Raw genomic sequence first — 16,885 nt, forward strand, 5'->3', positions numbered from 1 at the left:
AGGCAACTTACTTGTAGATGCCGACCCCGATCAGCACATCGTCAATTTTCTCGACATAGGTGGATTTGGGCTCTACCACCTTGGTCAGGGCATTGGGCCATTTGTAGTCTACCCAGCCTTTGCCACTTTTTTGTGCAGTTTCAATAAAGCCCTTGACGATGAACTTGCCGTCTGCATCCTTGATTTCAAGCAGGTTTTTGCCAATGAGCTTAGGGTTGGAGCCGTGGCACTTGTTGTTGCCCGACATGTCGTAGCACATGACATACAGGTCTTTTTGTACGAAGGTGCCTTTGGGGTTGTTGAATTCGGCAAAAGCCTTTTCTTGTCCGCCCGACTTGATCAGGGCCACTCCCTTTTTGACCATTGCCATGGCCTCTTCGGCCGTACCTTTTTCAGAGGCCACTGCACCAAAGGCCAGAGTGAGTGCAGTCATACCAACTGCCATATGCTTGAACATGGTTTTCATCGGAACATCCTTTTTTTGACTTGAGACACTGCCATGAGGTGCCATTGGATGTCAGTTGAATGACAGGACAATGGCAAGCAAAATCACCTCGGTTCCAGTATCACACTATGGCCTGTCGTGAAGTTGACGGCTCTTCCCTGCCTTGCATTATCTGTGCCTGAAAGACAGGGCTTGGCATGGCAAAGTGGCAACACAGGCCACACATGGTGTGTGCTGTGGTGCCTTTGGGGCCAAGCATGATGGACAATCTGTGGCGGTGCAAGGCATTAGCCACCAGCATTGCCGCGTTATGCAACATGGCAGTGGTGATGGCTATTTTCTCAACCGGGCCAACCATACTAGTCGTGAACAGGCAAGGCCCACAGCCTCGGATGTCTGGCATCCGGCGCTCTACCTCTCCGGCATACATGCTGGGGTTCCACGCGCATCTTGATGAAAAATTACTTTTCAGATCCCCGCAAGGTAGGCCATCCTTTGGGTTGGTTCCTGTGTGCATTATTGGCCTGTGCGTCGGCCCACGCCGAAGAAGGCAGTATTGCCGCAGATGTGTCCACCACAGAGCGAAAGCTGGAGTTCTCAGGGTTTGGCACACTGGGACTCACCCACCACAATAACCACAGTGTGGGGGTTATTTCTTCTTTTGGGCAGGCATATCCTGCCAACAGTGGATTGTCTGAAAACCTTGACAGTGTTTTGGGTGCCCAGCTGAACTGGCAAGTGGGCGATGCCACTTCTTTTGTGCTGCAAGCGGCAGGCCGTGCCGGAGAGGGCATGAAGCCCGAGATACGCATGGGTTATGTGCGCCAACAATTTGGCCAAGATTTGTCGGTGCGTGTGGGGCGTTTTCGTAGCGCATTGTTTTTTGATGCCGATGTCACTGAAATCGGTTATGCCAACCTCACAGCACGCAAGCCCTTGCCTGTGTATTGGATCAGCAACAATGTACCTGCCATCGATGGCATAGATGTGCAATGGCACCATACCACCGGCAATGCAGGGTGGCTGCTAGATGTATATGCGGGCGAAGGCAGTGCCAAACAGAATTGGCCTTTGATCAAAGGTAAAACCCAGCTCCATGATATCAGTGGCATTTCTCTGACCTACATGTTGTCTAACCTGTCTTTGCGTGCTTCCAGAACGTGGGTAGGTAAATATGCAGTGCGATCCTCCCAACAGGTGGATCAGCTCAATGCCAATTTGTCGCAAGCTGCTGGCGGTCTGGCCTTGTTAGCAACAACACCAGCGTTGCCTGCACCACTGCGGGCCCAACTGGCAAGCAAAGCCAGCGAAATTGCCAGCTACACCAGCCCATTTGACAACCAACCGATTTATACCAGTATTGGTTTTAATGCCAACTTTAACAATTGGTCTGTGATGGGCGGCTGGGTAGGCTTTGATTCTCAATCGGCCATGATTGGCAAGTACAACAGCTACTCTATCACCGTGGGACACAGCATTGGCAATGTCACACCGTATATTGAGTTTGCACGCCAACGCCGTTCTGATCCTATTTTTAATACCAATGCCTTAAATCCAACGGGGCTACATCCACAACTGGATGCTGGTTTGGCGCAGTTGCAAGGGCTGCTGTCTGAGGCGGCCCAGTTTGCCGATTTTTCTATGCAATCGGCCAGTGTGGGTGCCCGCTGGGATATACAAAAGAATATGGCTCTGAAACTGCAATACGATCGAATTAAAACCCCCAGTCCTTACCGTTCTGCCGGTTTTGCTACCAATACGCTGCCCATTAAAAACAAGGTGAATTTGGTCTCTGTCGTGCTTGATTTTGTTTTTTAAGGACAGGGCAATGAAAAACTTTTACATCGCATTATTAGGATGCTTTATAGCTACCGGTGCCTTGGCCCAAAATTCACTGGTTGTGATTGCCAACCCCACAGTGGCAGTTGACAAAGTAGATGCCAGTCAAGTGACGCAGATATTCCTCAAGCAAATTCAAACCTGGCCGGATGGCAAGCCCATACAGCCTATCGATATCAAAGAAGGATCGCCGCTGCGCACTGATTTTTATAGCAAAATCACTGGGCGTAGTCCAGGCCAGATGCGTTCTTATTGGGCACGTCAAGCCTTTACGGGCATGGGTTTTCCGCCAAAAGAGCTGGCTACTGCAGATGATGTCAGCAAAGCGGTGCAGGCCACACCGGGTGCTATTGGCTACATCGACAAGAAAAACGCCACCGGCTCGGCCAAAATCGTGCTAGATCCACGCCCCTAGTGGTGCCGTTGCTTTTATCCGTTGTCATCAGCAGTAGGCTGCGCCAAAAAGGCACAGCCTAAAAAAAGGCCGCCAGCACTTGCTTGGGCAAGCACTGACGGCTACCGCAGAGGGGGGCTACTTAACGCGGCAGGCTTGATTGGCCCATCAAGAAGCTATCAACTGCACGCGCCGCTTGGCGGCCCTCACGAATCGCCCAGACCACCAAGGATTGACCCCGGCGGATGTCGCCAGCGGCAAACACCCTGGACACATTGGTGGCATAGCCGCCGTTGTCTTCGGTGCTGGCGCGGGCATTGCCCCGGGCATCTTTGTCAATGCCAAAGGCATCGAGCACGGCCGCCACGGGATTGACAAAGCCCATTGCCAGCAACACCAAGTCGGCTTGGTAGTGCTTCTCGGTACCGGCAATTTCAACCAGCTTGCCATCTTTCATCTCAACTTGCACAGTGGTCAAGCCTTTGACCTTGCCCTTTTCGCCCAAAAACTCTTTGGTAGAAATGGCAAACTCGCGCACGCAGCCTTCGTCGTGGCTGGAGCTGGTACGCAGCTTGAGCGGCCAGTAGGGCCAGACCAGTGGCTTATTTTCTTGCTCGGGCGGCATGGGCATGACTTCAAACTGGGTCACACTGGCTGCACCGTGGCGGTTGCTAGTGCCCACGCAATCGCTGCCGGTGTCGCCACCGCCAATCACAATCACATGCTTGCCATCGGCGCGCAGTTGGCCTTTGAGCTTGTCACCGGCATTGACTTTGTTTTGCTGGGGCAAAAACTCCATCGCAAAATGAATGCCGTCCAAATCGCGGCCCGGCACGGGCAAATCGCGCGATTGTTCAGCGCCCCCCGTCAGCAGCACCGCATCAAACTCGGCTTGCAGTTGTTCTGGGCTGATGGTTTCTTTGGCCCAGTTGGTGACTTTGCTGCCTTTGCCCAAGCCTTCTTTGGGGTCGGCCACCAGCACACTGGTGCGGATGGTCACGCCTTCGGCTTCCAATTGCTTGGCACGGCGGTCAATGTGCGACTTTTCCAGCTTGAAGTCGGGGATGCCATAGCGCAACAGTCCACCGATGCGGTCGTTCTTTTCGAACAAGGTGACATCGTGGCCCACGCGGGCCAGTTGCTGTGCGGCAGCCATGCCCGCTGGGCCTGCCCCCACCACCGCCACCTTTTTGCCGGTTTTTTGCGCGGCTGGTTGCGGCTGCACCCAACCGTTTTCCCAGGCTTTGTCGATGATGGCGTGTTCAATGCTCTTGATGCCGATAGCAGCACCATTGATGTTGACAACGCAGGCGGCTTCACAGGGTGCAGGGCAGATGCGGCCCGTGAACTCAGGGAAGTTGTTGGTGCTGTGCAGCACGTCAATCGCGTTTTTCCAGTCGCCTTGGTACACCAGATCATTGAAGTCTGGAATGATGTTGTTGACTGGGCAGCCGTTGTTGCAAAACGGGGTGCCGCAATCCATGCAACGGGCACCTTGCACTTTGGCCTGCTCGGGGGCCAGGCCAATGACGAACTCCTTATAGTTCTTCAGCCGTTCTGGTACCGGCAGGTAGCCTTCTTCGATGCGGTCGTATTCCAAAAAGCCGGTGGTCTTTCCCATGATGTTCTGTCCTTGAAATCTGTGTTCGTGTGAAAGGCAGGGCGCTTATTTGGCAACCACTGCGGCGGCGGGAGCTGCTGGCGCGCTGGCGGCTGGCGTTTCCTTGGCGGTACGTTCATAGATCTCGGCCAGAGCACGTTGGTACTCGGTCGGGAACACTTTGACAAACTTGGCGCGGGCAGCCGCCCAGTTATCGAGCAGATCGCGGGCGCGTTGCGAGCCAGTCCAGCGGCTGTGGGCTTCTACCAGGCTGCGCAGCAGTTGGTCGTCGCTTTGGCCTTTATGCCAGATGCCAGGGCTGACGCTGGCAACAAACTCCTCGTGGGGCAGCACTTTGTCCAGTTTGACCGATGCCTTGTTGCAGCGTTGGGCAAATTGGCCGTCTTCGTCGTACACATAGGCCACGCCACCGCTCATACCGGCAGCAAAGTTGCGGCCTGTCTTGCCCAGCACCACCACGGTGCCGCCGGTCATGTATTCACAGCCGTGGTCGCCCACGCCCTCGACTACAGCCGAGGCACCCGACAGACGCACGGCAAAACGCTCGCCAGCTACGCCGCTGAAGAAAGCTTCGCCAGTAGTGGCACCAAACATTACCGTATTGCCGACGATGGTGTTGCGCACCGATTCGCCACGGAATTCGTGGCTGGGGCGTACCACCACACGGCCACCCGACAAGCCCTTGCCGGTGTAGTCGTTGGCTTCGCCGGTCAGATTCAGCGTGATGCCTTGGCACAGGAAAGCGCCAAACGATTGGCCGCCTGTGCCTTCAAAGTGAATGCGGATGGTGTCATCGGGCAGACCTTCGGGGTGGGCCTTGGTCACGGCACCCGAGAGCATGGCGCCCACAGAGCGATTGACGTTGCGTGCCACTTCCATGATACGAACCGGCTCGCCATGCTCGATGGCAGGCTTGCAGCGTTCAATCAGCTTGACGTCCAGTGCTTTTTCGAGCAAATGGTCTTGCTTGGTGGTGTGGTAGCGCGGCACATCAGCGGGCACCGAAGGCTCGGCAAACAGGCGCGAAAAGTCCAAACCTTGGGCTTTCCAGTGCTCAATACCTTTGCGGGTGTCTAGCAGATCGACACGGCCAATCAGGTCGTCAAACTTGCGGATACCCAGTTGTGCCATGAGTTGGCGCACTTCTTCTGCAATGAAGAAGAAGTAGTTGACGACGTGCTCGGGCTTGCCGGTAAACTTTTTGCGCAGCACGGGGTCTTGCGTGGCCACGCCCACCGGACAGGTGTTGAGGTGGCATTTGCGCATCATGATGCAGCCTTCCACCACCAGCGGTGCGGTGGCAAAGCCAAATTCATCGGCACCCAACAGAGCACCAATCACCACATCACGGCCTGTCTTCATTTGGCCGTCGGCTTGCACGCGGATGCGGCTACGCAGGCGGTTGAGCACCAAGGTTTGTTGGGTTTCAGCCAGACCAATTTCCCACGGGCCACCGGCGTGCTTGATAGACGACCAAGGCGATGCACCGGTGCCACCATCGTGGCCGGCAATGACCACATGGTCGCTCTTGCACTTGGCGACACCCGCAGCCACTGTGCCTACGCCCACTTCAGATACCAACTTGACCGAGATGTCAGCGTGCGGAGCCACGTTTTTCAAGTCGTGGATGAGCTGGGCCAAATCTTCAATCGAGTAGATGTCGTGGTGTGGTGGTGGCGAGATCAAACCAACGCCGGGCACCGAGTGGCGCAGGAAGCCGATGTAGTCAGACACCTTGCCACCGGGCAATTGGCCGCCTTCGCCGGGCTTGGCTCCTTGGGCCATCTTGATTTGCACTTGGTCGGACGAGGACAGGTACTCTGCTGTGACACCAAAGCGCCCAGAAGCCACCTGCTTGATGCGCGAGCGCAGGCTGTCACCGGCTTGGAGTTCGATATCGGACTCTACCTTGTCGGCACCAATGATGGAGGCCAAGGTTTCACCCTGCTGAATCGGGATGCCTTTGAGCTCGTTGCGATAACGCTTGGGGTCTTCGCCACCTTCGCCGGTGTTGCTCTTGGCACCAATGCGGTTCATGGCCACCGCCAAGGTGGCATGGGCTTCGGTAGAAATCGAACCCAACGACATCGCCCCTGTGGCGAAACGCTTGACGATTTCTGTGGCGGGTTCTACTTCCTCGACCGGGATGGCCTTGGCAGGATCGCACTTGAACTCAAACAGACCGCGCAGCGTCATGTGGCGCTTGGTTTGGTCGTTGATGATTTGTGCGTATTCTTTGTAGGTACTGAAGTTGCCCGAACGGGTGGAGTGTTGCAATTTGGCAATCGCATCGGGCGTCCACATGTGTTCTTCGCCACGGGCACGCCAAGCGTACTCGCCACCCGCATCCAGCATGTTAGCCAGCACGGGGTCGTCACCAAAGGCCGCACGGTGGGTGCGGATAGCTTCTTCCGCAATTTCAAACACACCGATACCTTCAACACGGCTGGCTGTGCCGGTGAAGTATTTGTCTACGGTGTCGCTGTTGACGCCCACGGCCTCAAACAATTGCGCACCACAATAAGACATGTAGGTGCTCACGCCCATTTTGGACATGATCTTGGACAGGCCCTTGCCAATCGCTTTGACGTAGTTGTAGATGGCCTTGTCTGCCGACAGATCACCACCCAGTTCTTTGTGCATTTCGGCCAGGGTTTCCATCGCCAGATAGGGATGGACGGCTTCGGCCCCATAGCCCGCCAGCACGGCAAAGTGGTGGACTTCACGGGCGGTGCCGGTTTCTACGACCAGACCTGTGCTGGTGCGCAGGCCTTCATGCACCAGATGCTGGTGGATGGCAGACAGTGCCAACAGTGCTGGGATAGCCACTTGGGTGGCCGACAGGTTGCGGTCACTGATGATGAGGATGTTGGCCCCACCCTTGATTTCGTCTACGGCTTGCGCGCACAGCGAGGCCAGCTTGGCTTCTACGCCTTGCTTGCCCCAAGCCAGTGGGTAGGTGATGTCAATGGTGGCGCTCTTGAACTTGCCGTGCGTGTATTTTTCAATGTCGCGCAGCTTGGCCATGCCCGCAAAGTCCAGCACCGGTTGGCTCACTTCCAAGCGCATGGGGGGGTTGACTTGGTTGATGTCCAGCAGGTTAGGCTTGGGGCCGATAAAGCTGTTGAGCGACATGACGATGGCCTCGCGAATCGGGTCGATTGGCGGGTTGGTCACTTGCGCAAACATCTGGCGGAAGTAGTTGTACAGCGGCTTGTTTTTGTCCGACAGCACGGCCAGCGGGCTATCGTTGCCCATAGAGCCTGTGGCTTCTTCGCCGTTTTGTGCCATGGGGGCCAGCAAGAATTTGATGTCTTCTTGGGTAAAGCCGAAGGCTTGTTGGCGCTCTAACAGTGCCAAGTCAGAGGCGGCAAGCTGCACGTCTGCGGGAGCCTGCAAGGCATCGAGTTTGATGCGCAGGTTTTCAATCCATTGCTTGTAGGGCTTGGTGTTGACGATGTTGGCTTTGAGCTCGTCGTCTTCAATCAGGCGGCCTTGCTCCAGATCAATCAGCAGCATTTTGCCCGGTTGGAGGCGCCACTTGCGCACGATTTTGCCATCGGGCACGGGTAGCACACCGGCCTCAGAACCCAGAATGACCAAATCGTCATCGGTGATGCAGAAGCGCGAAGGGCGCAGGCCATTGCGGTCTAGCGTGGCACCAATTTGGCGGCCATCGGTAAAGACGATGGAGGCAGGGCCATCCCAAGGCTCCATCATGGCGGCGTGGTATTCATAGAAGGCGCGGCGGCGCTCGTCCATCGACTCGTGCTGTTCCCAAGGCTCGGGAATCATCATCATCACCGCTTGGCTGATGGGGTAGCCCGCCATCGTCAGCAGTTCGAGGCAGTTGTCAAAGGTGGCGGTGTCGGACTGACCGGCAAAGCTGATGGGATAGAGCTTTTTCAGGTCTTCGGCCAGCACGGGCGAGGCCATCACGCCTTCACGGGCCAGCATCCAGTTGTAGTTGCCACGCACGGTGTTGATTTCACCGTTGTGGGCGACATAACGGTAGGGGTGGGCCAGCGGCCACTCGGGGAAGGTGTTGGTAGAGAAGCGTTGGTGCACCAGACCAATGGCCGAGACGCAACGCTCGTCAGCCAAGTCTTTGTAATACACGCCCACTTGGTCGGCCAGCAGCAGGCCTTTGTAGACCACAGTGCGGCTGCTCATGCTAGGAACGTAGTATTCCTTGCTGTGTTGCAATTGCAGTGCCTGAATGGCGGCGCTGGCCGTTTTGCGGATAACGTACAGCTTGCGCTCCAAAGCGTCTTGCACGATGACGTCATTGCCCCGACCAATAAAGACTTGGCGCAGCAGGGGCTCTTTTTCGCGCACGGTGGGGGACATGGGCATGTCCAGATTGACGGGCACATCGCGCCAGCCCAGCAGCACTTGGCCTTCGGCCTTGATGGCACGCTCCATCTCTTGCTCGCAGGCCAAACGGCTGGCGTGCTCTTTGGGCAGGAAGATCATGCCCACGCCATATTCGCCAGCGGGGGGCAGATTGACACCTTGCTTGGCCATTTCTTCGCGGTAGAGCTGGTCAGGGATTTGGATCAGGATACCTGCGCCATCGCCCATCAGCGGGTCTGCACCTACAGCACCTCGGTGGTCGATATTTTCCAGAATCTTCAGGGCTTGGGTCACGATGTCGTGCCGCTTCACGCCTTTGATGTGGGCGACAAAGCCCAGTCCGCAAGCATCGTGCTCTTGGGCCGATGAATACAAACCGTGTTGTTGCAGATGCTGGATTTCGGCAGCCGTGGTCATGGGCGCATTCCTCATTGTTTTCGCAGGGATGTGTAGGGTAGTGCAATGCAGCAAAACCATGCAAGTAATTTAATTAGGGTCAGATACGAATTAATTTCAAAAATTAAAGTTCTTTATTTATTTGGGGACAAATCAAATAGCATAGCAAGAAATCCTGATTCCTCAGGGTCAACGGGTGATTCTTATGGTGTCTTGTACAGACTGCCTGTGCGTGAGGCGTGGCCTGCCAGGTTTGGCTTTGGTCACGCGGCGCTGCGCCTTCTTTTGTAATTCCGCCACAAATTTCTCTCCTCCCAACGCCCAGCCATTCAGGGTTGCATCGGTCAGGGCCGCTTGCACATCCGTATGCACACCTGTTTGCACCAATGCGTTGTAGGCAGCCTCTCGGGCAAACGGGGTGTTGCCCAACATCCAGTACAAAGGGTGTGCCGTGACCATACGATCCTGCCGCATACCTGTGTAATGGGCATGACTAGACCACGGCCAAGCCGCTGCTTGTGCTACCAACCCCGCCCGTACAGGGTTCAGGTCGATATACGCCATACAGGCAAGCAAATAACGTTCCGGCTCTATCAGCGTGGCACGGTAACGGCCTTCCCAGAGCGTGCCGCTGCGACCGTGTCGGTTGTTGAAGTAGCGCACATAGCTTCTGCCCACCGCCTGCATCATTTTGGGTAGGGCATCTACAGTGGCTGGTGTCGCCAGCAGATGGAAATGGTTATCCATCAGCACATAGGCGTGGAGCGTTACAGCAAACTGCCGCACATTCTCCGCCAGCAAGGCCAACATGCGCTCGAAATCCTGGGTATCGATAAAAATGGGCTGGCGGTTATTGCCCCGCTGGATGATATGGTGTGCGTGGTCGGGCAGAGTCAAGCGCGGCAAACGGGCCATCAATAGCTCCAAACAGAAACAGTATCTGGCCCTCTTGTCTGGAGGGGAGCTTGGGCTGCTCCCATCAGCCAGTTGGGCGGGGTTACGTTGTGGCGGGTGTCGCAGCAGCTACTCCAAAGCGTGCCCCCAGCATTTGCTCCAGTCCGAACTCTCGCAAAATGGCTCCTAGCCGCTCTGCTGCACTGCGTTTTTTTTGTCCGGTATAGCGGGCAATGATCAGTTCGTTCTTCATGCTGTGCTCCCAGCCTACCAGTTCTGTCACGGTGACTTGGTAGCCACTGGCTTCTAGGTGTAGGCAGCGCAGCACATTGGTGATTTGGCTACCCAGCTCGCGGGTGTGCAGTGGGTGACGCCACAACTCTGCCAGAGGGGTACGGGCCAACTGCAATGCTTTGCCTTGGCGCAGGCAGGCGGCCACTTCGGCCTGGCAACAAGGCACCAGCACCATGGCACGCGCTCTCTTTTGCAGGCCAAAGGCGATGGCGTCATCTGTGGCAGTATCACAGGCATGCAGTGCCGTGACCATGTCAATGCGTTCTGGCAGTTCTGCCGCATCGGCACTGTCAGCTACCGACAAATTCAGGAATGACATGCGTTCAAACCCTAGCCGCTGTGCCAACAGGCGAGATTTTTCCACCAAATCAGCCCGCCACTCAATCCCATAAATCTGGCCGCGCCCCAATGCCTTGAAATACAGGTCATACAGGATAAAGCCCAAATAGGACTTGCCTGCCCCATGATCGGCCAGTGTAGGAGCGTGTTCTCCCTGAGAAAACTCTTGCAACAGGGGTTCAATGAATTGAAACAGGTGGTATACCTGCTTGAGCTTGCGCCGTGAGTCTTGGTTCAGCTTCCCATCACGCGTCAGGATATGCAGCTCCTTGAGCAACTCTATCGACTGGCCGGGGCGCAACTCTTGCTGCACGGCTGCTTCAGCCAATGAGGCAGCGGATACGGGCGTGGTGCGCTGGCGATGGGATTTTTGTTGGCTCATGCGCGATCCTTGGCCGCAGTGTGGGGCGCCTCTGTGGCATCGTGCATGGGGCAACGTGCGCCCACATCCAAAGCTTTCCAGCCTTCTGCTCCCAACTGACGCAGCACTTCCATATTGCGCTCATAAATCATTTCTGCTTCTGGAAACGCTTCTACTGCTGCATCCAAGCTTTCTTCACGGATCAAATGCAACGTTGGATAGGGGGCGCGATTGGTGGCATTGGTGATGTCGTCTGGGGTGGTGCCTTCGAATTGAAACTGTGGATGAAAGCTGGCAATTTGCAAAATGCCGCCCAAATCCAGCATGTCCAGCATCTCATCGGCCAATTCCAGAAAATCATTGAAGTCCAAAAAATCTTCCATGCACCCAGGCACTATCAGCAGCGTGGTGTCGCGCTTTTCGGGCGAGGCTTCAGCCAAGGCTTCCAATTCACGTTGCAAATCTTGCAACACACCACGTCCGTCGGTGGCATGGCTGACGGCATAGTGGATTTGTCCTTTAACGTGTACCCCCTTGGCAAAAGGGCACAAATTAAGATCAATCACAGCACGCTCTAGCCAGCGCACCATGTCTTGCACCACTATGGCATCACGGGCAGCAAGATCAGCAGAAGAAACAGCAGCAGAAGACATGGGCAGCGCAATATGAAGAAGCTAAAAATGCGATTGTCACAGGAACCGGCTGGGCTGCTGCACCAGCAATTTGGCCAGCTCATCCATCAGATCCACTGTCACCTTAGCAGCAGGCCACAGTGCATCTTTGACACCAAAGCCTGACACCGTCACTAAGCGAAAAGCCAGCATCCCCTGATCATGGTTGGGGGTGATGGTCACATAGCCACGCGCTTCCACTTGGTAGTCAAAGCGGTAGGCCTGCAAGGTGTTTTTTTCTGGGTGGCGTATATCTTGGCGTTCGTGCGGTACGCTGGCCGTTTGCAAATTGGCCTCGACCCGCTGCAAGTCTGGTGGAAAATTCACAGTCACAGCGCCGCTAGGGTGGCTGCCCGGTTTAGGCTGTATCTTCCAGCCGATGGCAATATAGTCAAACACTTCGCGATTGCGCAGGGTTTTTTTGCGGGCATCTGCCCGGAAATTGACCAGTTGTAAGGCGGGCCAAGTGGTCTTGCCATCCAGCGACAGCGCAGGGCCATCGGGCATCAACACATTCAGCTGCGGTGCCAACTCTTGTAGATAGCGCCAAGCTTCTTTGCAGGCCAGTTCAGTGACGTGGGTGTTGTCCTCCACGCTTTGAATTTGTTGTTCCCGCTGGCTTTGCACCACGCTGGCTTGTGATTTCAATTGGCTCAGAAAACTCATTGGGCATTGATGTTCTATAAGGGTTGCTATGGGGCGCCTTCAATGCTTTAAACGCAGCAGGTGTCAATCACTTCACGCACCAGCGCATCAGGTGCAGCACGCATGACGGCTTGGCCTGGCACTTCGATCAGCACAAAACGGATCTCGCCGCCTTCGGCTTTCTTGTCCACACGCATCAGCTCCAGGTAGCGGCCTGCGTTGTCAGTGGCATCCAATATGGGCCCACGTACCGGCAGGCCTGCACGTTGTACCAAGGTGGTCAAACGCGCCACAAATGACGCATCTACCAAGCCAAGACGGCAAGACAACTCCGCCGCCATCACCATGCCTGCCCCCACCGCCTCTCCATGCAGCCAGACCCCATAGCCCATGCCTGCCTCGATGGCATGGCCGAAGGTATGACCAAAGTTGAGAATGGCACGCAAACCGGATTCGCGCTCATCTTGCCCAACCACCCAAGCCTTGATTTCGCAACTGCGGCGCACAGCATGGGCCAGCGCCTCTACATCCCGGGCCAGCAGGGCATCCATATGGGCTTCAAGCCAATCCATGAAGGCCATATCGGCAATCGGCCCGTACTTGATGACTTCGGCCAAACCGGCACTGAGTTCGCGGGTAGGCAGGGTGTTGAGGGTGGTCAAATCGCACAGTACCAGTCGGGGCTGGTAAAAAGCGCCAATCATGTTCTTGCCCAATGGATGGTTGATGGCCGTTTTGCCACCGACCGAAGAATCCACCTGTGCTAGTAGGGTGGTGGGCACTTGCACGAAGGGCACACCACGCATATAGCTGGCTGCGGCAAACCCTGTCATGTCACCAACCACGCCACCCCCCAAAGCAAACAGCACCGTCTTGCGGTCGCAGCTGTGGCCGAGCAGGGCATCAAAAATCAGATTGAGCGTTTCCCAGGTTTTGTATTCCTCACCATCGGGCAGGGCCACTACATGCACGCTGGCATAACGCTGTTGCAAAATGGTCTGTAGCCGTTTGGCATACAGAGGGGCCACTGTCGTGTTGCTCACGATCAGAGCACAGGTGGCCGCAGGCAGAGATGCATAGAGTGCTGGCTCATCCAAGAGCCCAGTACCAATGGCAATGGAGTAGCTGCGATCATCCAACGCAATAGACACCTGCTGTGTAGCAGTCTGGGCGTTGGGCAAAGAAAAGGAAGGGGAGGAAGAGACGGCTTGCATGGTCAGCAAGTGTAGGCCAGAGTGGCCTACAGTTCTTCCCCCAGGGCCGATGCCGATTCAATCGGTCTCAGACATAAAGCTGGCGTCTTGGAGTGCAGGTGCTTCTGGCACCACACGACCAGACAGCTCCAGCTGCATGGTGATCATGTTGACCAAGGTAGCCACCGAAGGGCGACCTGTCTCAACCACATAGTGGGCCGTCTCACGGTAGAGCGGGTCGCGCTGGGCATAGAGCTTGCGCAATTGTTCCAGCGGGTTGGCTACTTGCAGCAGGGGCCGGGTTTTGTCGTGGCGAATGCGGCGAAACACTTCTTCTGGGGAAGATCGCAAATAAACCACGGTGCCACGCTCATGCAGACACTGCCGGTTGGCGGGCCGCAACACGGCACCTCCCCCCGTAGAAAGCACAGCCGCCTCAGGGGCGGCTGTCAGCTCATCCATCACCGATTCTTCTAGGTCTCGGAAGTTCTCTTCGCCCTCACGGTCGAAGAAAGCCCGGATAGAGCAGCCAATGCGCTGCTCTATCACCTGATCAGAATCGATGAAAGCGACACCTAACCGCCGGGCCAGTTGCCGCCCAACGGTGGATTTGCCGGAACCCGGCAGCCCCACCAACACCAGAAGATGGGTAGGGGCTGCCTCTGCGAGTGGGGCAGTGGGCATCAGCGCAGGGGCACGTTCAGACCCGTGACCGTGTTGGTCTTTGGAGTCTTGACTTCAATGACCACCATGTCACCCGTTGCACATTTGCTCAACGATGCAGCCCACGGGAATGAGTCCAGGGTGTTGGGAATCACTGCAGTAGCACCTGCGGCCACTGCACATCCCATGTCATTTTCGGTGTTGTCTACTGCCGTGACAGTGATTTGGCTGCCAGTAGGCATACTGTTGCCATTGCCGTCTGCCACCACAAAAGCCACCCCACCTGTGGTGACGCTGGTGGTACTGATCACTGCACCACTGGTGGCGAAGATGATGATGTGTTCACCACGAACATCAGCCGCACCCCAGACGCCATCACCACTTGTTGGAGAGGCACCAGTGCGTGGCACAGAGAACTCCGCACTGTTGTCGAAAACATTGTTTTCGTTGTCGTCACGGAAGGCAGTACCCAAGTCGGTAAAGGTTTCACCAGCGTCATGAACGTTGTTGAAATTGCGATCATTGAAGTCTTCTTCACCAGCAGCATAGGCCAAGATGCTCACGCGGCCTGCACGAGGCGTGGCCGTTTGTGGGCGTGGGTTTTGGCTGCGAATCTTCACCATGCATTGTGAGTTGCCTTGGCCATTGGTGCCAGTGGTGCAGACAGGAGGAATCATCACGCCACCTTCGGTGACGAAGTTCACCGCTGTGCCATCGGGCACAGGATTGCCTTGGCGGTCGGCCAAAGACATGGTGACAGTGGATTCATCCCCATCCACATTGAAGCCTTCAATAGCAAACTTCTCGATGGACAGGCTCACACGGGCTTGGGCAGGACGACCCGAGGCAATGGTCAGCACCGCAGAGTCAGTCTGAATGGCCGTATCTGCTGCCAGCTTGGCATTTACCAATACGTTGGTGGGCACTGTGCCTGAGAACACGGGCACCGATACTTCACCATTGGAATCGGTAGGTGTAGTGATGGCACTGATATTGCCCACGCTGCCAAAGGTTGCTTTGTTGGCATCCAGTGTTCCGGTCACGGTCTTGAGCGACAGCACCACATCACGGCCCAGAATCGGTTCACCCTGTGCATTGACCAGTTTGAACTTGAGCAGCGATTGTGTGGGGCCACCAGAGTTGGCCAGATAGATGCGGGTGGGTGTGGCACTCACGAAGGCCATGTTGGTGGCCGGGGCGCCCAGCACGTTCAGTGTTTTGGAGGTCACTGCTGCACCCAAGGTGCTGGCCGAAATCTCCACTGTTTTGCCGCTGCACCCTTGGGTGCTTTGGGCAGTGCCTGTGGCATCTGTGGCCGAATAGCTCACCGTGACTTTGCCTTCGCTGTTGGTCGAGGCAGTGGCTGGCGATATCTGACCACAGGTGGTGGTGAAGTTCACTTGCACAGGGGTGGGTGTAGGCGCACCATTGAGGTTGACCTGTACTGAGACTTGGCGTGTGCCATAGGCTGCAAGGCTTGCAGTGCCCACATCCAAATTGTCCAGTGTGATATTGGCGGTAGCCAATTGGTAACCCACGTAAGTGGACACCACAGTATCTGCCGTGGGTGGTTGGACGCTGGTATTGGGATAGTAGCTGCTCAACGTACCTGCTTTGTAGCTGTAGGTCACGGTCAGGGAGCCTGCGCCCGTAGCAGTGAGGGCGGCGCGCTTGATCTTGATACGGGCCACGCCAGAAGCGTCGGTCAGGCCAGAGGCACCTTCAGGAAAGCCCACTTGGGTGGGATCGCCGCTGACAGTGATCAACTGGTTGGGGATCACTTGACCCGTGGGGCTGGCAAGCGTGACAGCCAAGGTGGTGTAACCCGATGCACTGATGGAGTTGGTGCTTGCGCCGCTGGCGTCTACCAAACCTGCCGATTGCAGAACAGGCGCTTTGTTGACAGGCGTAGTCGAGCCAGAGCCAGAGGTGCCGTCTTCGGTGGTGGTCACTACTTCCATCGCGGCACTGCTGCCTGCGGCATCACGCAACTCCAACGTGGCTGTACCGGCCTTCAGGGCGTGTACGGTCAGTGTGGTGCCTGCAATAGAAGCCGTGGCTACTGTGGGGGTGCTGTTGAACACAGAATAGGGTGTGGTGCCGCCATTGAGCAGGTAGCTTTGGCTGGTGCCAATCTTGATCTGTACGGTGGCTGGGGCATTGACGAAGAAACTGGTGGATGAGCCCACAGTAACGCCGATCGTCAAGGTGGCTGGACGAACAGGGTCACGGTCACTGACGGTGATGGTGGTCTGTCCTGGGCCACGCGCTGTAATAACCAGGCTGCTACCTGAAATGCTGGCATCTGCCACCGTGAGATCGGCACTGGTGACGCTGTAGGGCGTGGTGCCACCTGTCACCTGGTAGGTGCGCGAGGTGCCATTGATGATATTGAGTTGGGTTGGTGCTGTGCTGAACAGAGACTGTGGCGCACCAGCGCCCACCTGTACAGCAATGGCTGTGGAGAACCCACTGTAATCCATCACCGACACCGATGTGACACCAGCGGCTACCCCACTGATACGCAAGGTAGTGCCGTCCACAGCCGCAGTGGCAATGGCTTGGTCTTGGTAGGTGACACGGTAGGGTGGTACACCACCACTGATCTGGTACTGGTTGGTGGCACCCACTGGCAACACTACCGCATCACCTGCAGTGGTGACCAAATTGGGTTGGTTGGGATTGCCTCCAGGCGAGTCTCCTCCACCTCCGCAAGCCGCCAATGCTGTCACCAGCATCAGCATCAGGATTCTGAATATCTTTTGCATTTTCTA

General features: G+C 56.2%; 12 protein-coding genes. 2 read left to right on the forward strand and 10 right to left on the reverse strand.

Annotated features, from left to right (window positions below; all coding sequences use genetic code 11):
* Nucleotides 1-7: 7 nt before the first annotated feature.
* A complete protein-coding gene (locus ACFO6X_RS01880; protein WP_382429478.1) occupies nucleotides 8-433 on the reverse strand; it encodes a cache domain-containing protein in 426 nt (141 codons plus the stop codon).
* A 465-nt stretch (nucleotides 434-898) separates the two neighbouring features.
* On the opposite strand from ACFO6X_RS01880, the gene ACFO6X_RS01885 reads away from it, so the two are divergent.
* Nucleotides 899-2,263: a hypothetical protein gene (locus ACFO6X_RS01885; protein WP_382429480.1), complete on the forward strand. Its 1,365-nt coding sequence runs from the start codon at nucleotides 899-901 to the stop codon at nucleotides 2,261-2,263.
* Nucleotides 2,264-2,273: 10 nt separating this feature from the next.
* Nucleotides 2,274-2,699, forward strand: coding sequence for a phosphate ABC transporter substrate-binding protein (locus ACFO6X_RS01890; protein WP_382429482.1), 426 nt, complete (start codon nucleotides 2,274-2,276; stop codon nucleotides 2,697-2,699).
* A 121-nt stretch (nucleotides 2,700-2,820) separates the two neighbouring features.
* On the opposite strand, the gene ACFO6X_RS01895 is transcribed toward ACFO6X_RS01890, so the two are convergent.
* The 9 genes from ACFO6X_RS01895 to ACFO6X_RS01935 form a co-directional block, all read right to left on the reverse strand.
* Nucleotides 2,821-4,299, reverse strand: coding sequence for a glutamate synthase subunit beta (locus tag ACFO6X_RS01895; protein WP_382429484.1), 1,479 nt, complete (start codon nucleotides 4,297-4,299; stop codon nucleotides 2,821-2,823).
* Between the two features lie 45 nt (nucleotides 4,300-4,344).
* A complete protein-coding gene (locus ACFO6X_RS01900) occupies nucleotides 4,345-9,072 on the reverse strand; it encodes a glutamate synthase-related protein (protein WP_382429486.1) in 4,728 nt (1,575 codons plus the stop codon).
* Nucleotides 9,073-9,240: 168 nt separating this feature from the next.
* On the reverse strand, nucleotides 9,241-9,966 hold the full coding sequence (locus ACFO6X_RS01905) for a transposase (protein ID WP_382429488.1): 726 nt from the start codon (nucleotides 9,964-9,966) through the stop codon (nucleotides 9,241-9,243).
* Between the two features lie 82 nt (nucleotides 9,967-10,048).
* Nucleotides 10,049-10,960: a class I SAM-dependent methyltransferase gene (locus ACFO6X_RS01910; RefSeq protein ID WP_382429490.1), complete on the reverse strand. Its 912-nt coding sequence runs from the start codon at nucleotides 10,958-10,960 to the stop codon at nucleotides 10,049-10,051.
* The gene (locus tag ACFO6X_RS01915) at nucleotides 10,957-11,592 is read right to left on the reverse strand and encodes a DUF1415 domain-containing protein (RefSeq protein WP_382429492.1); all 636 of its coding nucleotides are present in this window, start codon (nucleotides 11,590-11,592) and stop codon (nucleotides 10,957-10,959) included. Before ACFO6X_RS01915 ends, ACFO6X_RS01910 begins: the two co-directional genes overlap by 4 nt.
* Before the next feature lie 36 nt (nucleotides 11,593-11,628).
* Nucleotides 11,629-12,276 carry a hypothetical protein gene (locus ACFO6X_RS01920; RefSeq protein ID WP_382429494.1) on the reverse strand — a complete coding sequence of 216 codons (648 nt, stop codon included), beginning with the start codon at nucleotides 12,274-12,276 and terminating at the stop codon, nucleotides 11,629-11,631.
* Between the two features lie 47 nt (nucleotides 12,277-12,323).
* Nucleotides 12,324-13,469: a 3-dehydroquinate synthase gene (aroB, locus tag ACFO6X_RS01925; protein WP_382429496.1), complete on the reverse strand. Its 1,146-nt coding sequence runs from the start codon at nucleotides 13,467-13,469 to the stop codon at nucleotides 12,324-12,326.
* Nucleotides 13,470-13,526: 57 nt separating this feature from the next.
* Nucleotides 13,527-14,132 (reverse strand): shikimate kinase, encoded by a 606-nt coding sequence (locus ACFO6X_RS01930; RefSeq protein ID WP_382429498.1) that lies wholly within the window; start codon nucleotides 14,130-14,132, stop codon nucleotides 13,527-13,529.
* Complete coding sequence (locus ACFO6X_RS01935; RefSeq protein ID WP_382429500.1) at nucleotides 14,132-16,879, reverse strand: beta strand repeat-containing protein; 2,748 nt, start codon at nucleotides 16,877-16,879, stop codon at nucleotides 14,132-14,134. Before ACFO6X_RS01935 ends, ACFO6X_RS01930 begins: the two co-directional genes overlap by 1 nt.
* Nucleotides 16,880-16,885: the final 6 nt, after the last annotated feature.

Source organism: Giesbergeria sinuosa, from assembly GCF_042652905.1.
Classification (GTDB): Bacteria; Pseudomonadota; Gammaproteobacteria; order Burkholderiales; family Burkholderiaceae_C; genus Simplicispira; species Simplicispira sinuosa.